Source organism: Isoptericola sp. NPDC060185, from assembly GCF_042728595.1.
Classification (GTDB): Bacteria; Actinomycetota; Actinomycetes; order Actinomycetales; family Cellulomonadaceae; genus Isoptericola.
Genome location: NZ_JBHWYY010000142.1, coordinates 1 through 3,674, shown reverse-complemented (window position 1 = coordinate 3,674; position 3,674 = coordinate 1). Strand labels below are relative to the sequence as shown.

Sequence of the window (3,674 nt, the reverse complement as noted above, 5' to 3'; positions counted from 1 at the left end):
GCCCCCCACCACGTGCGGTCCGCCCCTCGAACTCTCTCGGCGATCCTCGAACTACCTCGGCTGGGGTCAGATGCGGATGAACCGCGGGCTGTCCTGCCAGATGTGCCGGTACACGACGCCGACGCCGGGGCGGGCGGCCTCGACCTGCTTGCCGTTGCCGACGTAGATCGACACGTGGCCGGGGGTCCAGATGAGATCGCCGGGGCGGGCGTTCTTGCGCGAGACGACCTTGCCCTTGCTCTTCTGGGCGGAGGAGGAGCGCGGCAGCGACTTGCCGACGGCCTTCTTGTAGACGTAGCTGGTCAGGCCGGAGCAGTCGAACGCGTTCGGGCCGCTGGCGCCGTACACGTAGCGGTCGCCCACCTGGGCCTTCGCGACCTTGACGATCTTCTGGCCGCGGGTGATCGGCTTCTTGGCCGTGACGTAGGCGGTCTTCGTCGACTTGTCCGCGAGGGCCGCACGGGCCGGGTGGACGACGATGCGCACCTTGTTGGTGCCGACGCGGTAGCGCCAGAGGCCGGGGGCGAAGGTGAACTTGCCGTGGACGAGCCGGGCGCTGTACTGGCGCTTGCCGTTCATGATCAGCGTGGCGGAGCCCTTGATGCGGGCGCCGTTCTTGCTGGCCGTGACCGTGTACCTGGCCTTCGTGGCGCCGGACTTCTTCACGACGGAGTGCCGGGACACCGAGTAGGTCGTGGACGGCTTGGCCGTGGCGGCGGAGGCGTGCGGGGCCTGCTGGGTCTGGGCGACGAGCCCGCCGCCGGTGAGGGCGGCGACGAGGCCGAGGGCGACGAGTGCGCGACGCGGCCGGGAGGCCGCCACGGCGGCGGTGCCGGGGCGCGCAGGATCGAGGGACGTGGGCATGGGTCGTGACCTCCAGCCTGCGAGATGAGCTGTCGGGTGAGGCCGAGATCGTTGGCCCGCCACCATCGGGTGGCTGAACCCCAAGGCCGGGGACGTCCGGAGCATGTGCGCGTCCGGGCGGCCGGCCGGAAGTGGGTCTCCCGCTGCTGCCGTGAGGTTCGTGGTCACCGTGACGCCGGCAGCACTCGGCTGCGTCCCGGTCGGCCGGCACCTGGGGAAGGTGCGGTCGAGGGACGCTAACCCGGCGGACGCCGGGCGGTCACGTTCCGATAACGGCCCGGGCGCGTCGCCGGGGCAACGGCCGCCCCGCGTCGGTGCAGGACGACTCGGGGCATCCCGGCCCGAACCGGGCGGTCGGTCGTGATACGCAATGTGACCAAGGTCACAGTAGGACGTGCGGGGGTGCCGGTCAGCCCAGCAGCCGACGCTTTGCGGCGGCGTACTCCTCGTCGGTCAGGGCCCCGGAGCGGTGCAGCGCCCGCAGCCGCTCGAGCCGCCCGACGATGTCGTCGCCATCCCCGCCGCCCCGCTCGCCGGCGAGCGTCGTCGCAGGTCCGGGGCGTGCGGGTGGCGTCGAGCGGACAGGGACGGCCGGCGGCGCGGGGCCGCGGCGCGTGGCCGCGGCCGGCACGACGACGGCCGCGACGGCGCCGAGCGCCAGCACCGTCCAAGCCACGGCGGACCCCACGCGCACGTCCTCGGTCCCGGCGAGGTGCTGCGCGACCGCGTCGTGCCAGCCCCAGAGGAACCCGGCCGCGCCCGTGACCGCGGCCAGGCCGACGGACGCGGCACGCGTCGCGCGCCACGCCAGCGCCGCGGCGAGCACGAGCAGGCCGATCCCGAGGACGGGCGCCAGCGACGCGACGTCGTCCGACGCGCAGGAGCCGCCGCCGCAGTCCCAGGTCACGAGCTGCCACTCCCGCGCGCCCCAGCGCAGGACGGCGACCGCGACGGCCGCGACCGCCAGCGCGACCAGGGAGCGCACCGCGTCCGGGCTCGGCGCCCGGCGCGGGCCGTACAGGTCGTCCTCGAGGGCCGGGCCGGTACGGGCGTCGCCCGTGGACGCGGCGGGGTCGGAGGGCGCGGGCCGGTTGTCGGGGATCACGACGGCACCTCAGGACAGCAGGTCGTGCGTGCCGGGTGCGTCCGTCACCGCGAGGCACAGGCCCGTGCGGTCGCCGCGCGACCAGCTCTCGTGCGACGGGGTGAGCACCACGAACCGCAGGCCGTCGACCTCGCGCCCGGTCGTGCCGAGCATCTCCGGGCCGCACACCGCGGACGCGCGTCGCACCAGGGCGTCGCCGCCCGGCCAGACGGCTCCGGGGGCGGAGTCCGTGCGCCCGACCACCTGGGCCGCGTGCTCGTCGTCGCACGGCACCGCGGTCACCCGGCCCACGTCGCCGGACGGCAGGGCGCGCAGGCACGAGCCGAGCACGAGCTGCACCGCGTTCGCCTCGACGGGCTCCGTCACCGCGGCCGGCAGCGGCTCCCAGGCGCGGTCGCGGGCCGTCGTGACACCGACCCCGACGGCGCCGCCCGCGACGGCGAGCACCGCCACCGCCGCGCCCGTCCACAGCAGCGCACGCCGGGCGCGCGGGGGCAGCGGGGCACGGCGCGGGGGCGTCGCGCCGGTCCCGCGGGGGAGCGTCGCCGGGCCGCCCTCCGCCTGGTCCGGCAGGTGCAGGTCGGCCAGTCCCTCCGCGGGCAGCACGCCGGGCGGCGTCGGGGCGGCGAAGACCGGCTCCTCGGGCGCCGGTTCGGGCTGCGGGCCGGGCTGCGGGCCGGGCTGCGGGTCGGTGGTCACGGTGCGTTCCGGTCCGTCGTCAGGCCGGGTCGGCGAGGTCGAGGATCACCGGGACGTGGTCGCTGGCGCCCTTGCCCTTGCGCTCGTCGCGGTCGATGACGACGCCGGTGACGCGCTCCGCGACGGCGGGGGAGGCGTACGCGAAGTCGATCCGCAGGCCCTTGTTCCGGGGGAACGCGAGCTGCTGGTAGTCCCAGTACGTGTAGGTGTGCTCGGCGGGCAGGTGCTCGCGCGTCACCTCCGTGTAGCCGGCGGCGGAGAACGCGGCGAACGCCTCCCGCTCCGCGGGGGTGACGTGGGTGTGCCCCGCGAACGCGGCCGGGTCGTACACGTCGGTGTCGAGGGGGATGACGTTCCAGTCGCCCACCAGCGCCACCTGGGCGCGCGGGTCGGCGTCGAGCCACCCGGACGCCTGGTCGCGCAACGCCCCCAGCCACGCCAGCTTGTAGGCGTAGTGCGGGTCGTCGACGGCACGGCCGTGCGGCACGTACAGCGACCACACCCGGACCCCGCCGCAGGTCGCGCCGAGGGCCCGGGCCTCGACCGGCGGCGGTACGTCGAGGAGGGTGGCGGGCGCCTCGTCGGGGCCGGGGGCCGGGGCCTCTGCGGGGGCGTCGTCGGGCGGCGTGGCGGGCGTCGGCGCGGCGGGCTTCGCGAAGCCGGGCTGGCCCGGGAACGACGTCTCGACGTCCGCGATCCCGACCCGCGACGCGATCGCGACCCCGTTCCACGCCGAGTGGCCGGTGTGCGCCACCTCGTACCCCGCGGCCTCGAACGCCACGTGGGGGAACTGCTCGTCGCGACACTTGGTCTCCTGGATCGCGAGCACGTCCGTCTGCGAGCGCTCGAGGAACGCGATCACGCGGTCGACGCGGGCACGGACGGAGTTGACGTTCCAGGTGGCGAGGCGCACGGGCGCCAGGCTACCGGCGGCCGTCGGGCCGGCGGGACCCGACCTTGACGGTGACGTAGCGGTGGGTCGTCGTCCTGGAGCCGGACGACGACC

The 3,674-nt window shown here is 75.8% G+C and carries 4 protein-coding genes; all 4 read right to left on the bottom strand.

Features of this window, described 5'->3' with window-relative positions:
- Positions 1-66: 66 nt before the first annotated feature.
- Positions 67-864, bottom strand: coding sequence for a C40 family peptidase (locus ACFWDO_RS21275; protein ID WP_380326913.1), 798 nt, complete (start codon positions 862-864; stop codon positions 67-69).
- 409 nt (positions 865-1,273) lie between these two features.
- Entirely contained in the window at positions 1,274-1,969 is a 696-nt protein-coding gene (locus tag ACFWDO_RS21270) for an SHOCT domain-containing protein (RefSeq protein WP_380326910.1), read from the bottom strand.
- Positions 1,970-1,978: 9 nt separating this feature from the next.
- Positions 1,979-2,668 carry a septum formation family protein gene (locus ACFWDO_RS21265; RefSeq protein ID WP_380326907.1) on the bottom strand — a complete coding sequence of 230 codons (690 nt, stop codon included), beginning with the start codon at positions 2,666-2,668 and terminating at the stop codon, positions 1,979-1,981.
- 19 nt (positions 2,669-2,687) lie between these two features.
- Positions 2,688-3,581 carry an exodeoxyribonuclease III gene (locus ACFWDO_RS21260; protein ID WP_380326904.1) on the bottom strand — a complete coding sequence of 298 codons (894 nt, stop codon included), beginning with the start codon at positions 3,579-3,581 and terminating at the stop codon, positions 2,688-2,690.
- Positions 3,582-3,674 lie beyond the last annotated feature (93 nt).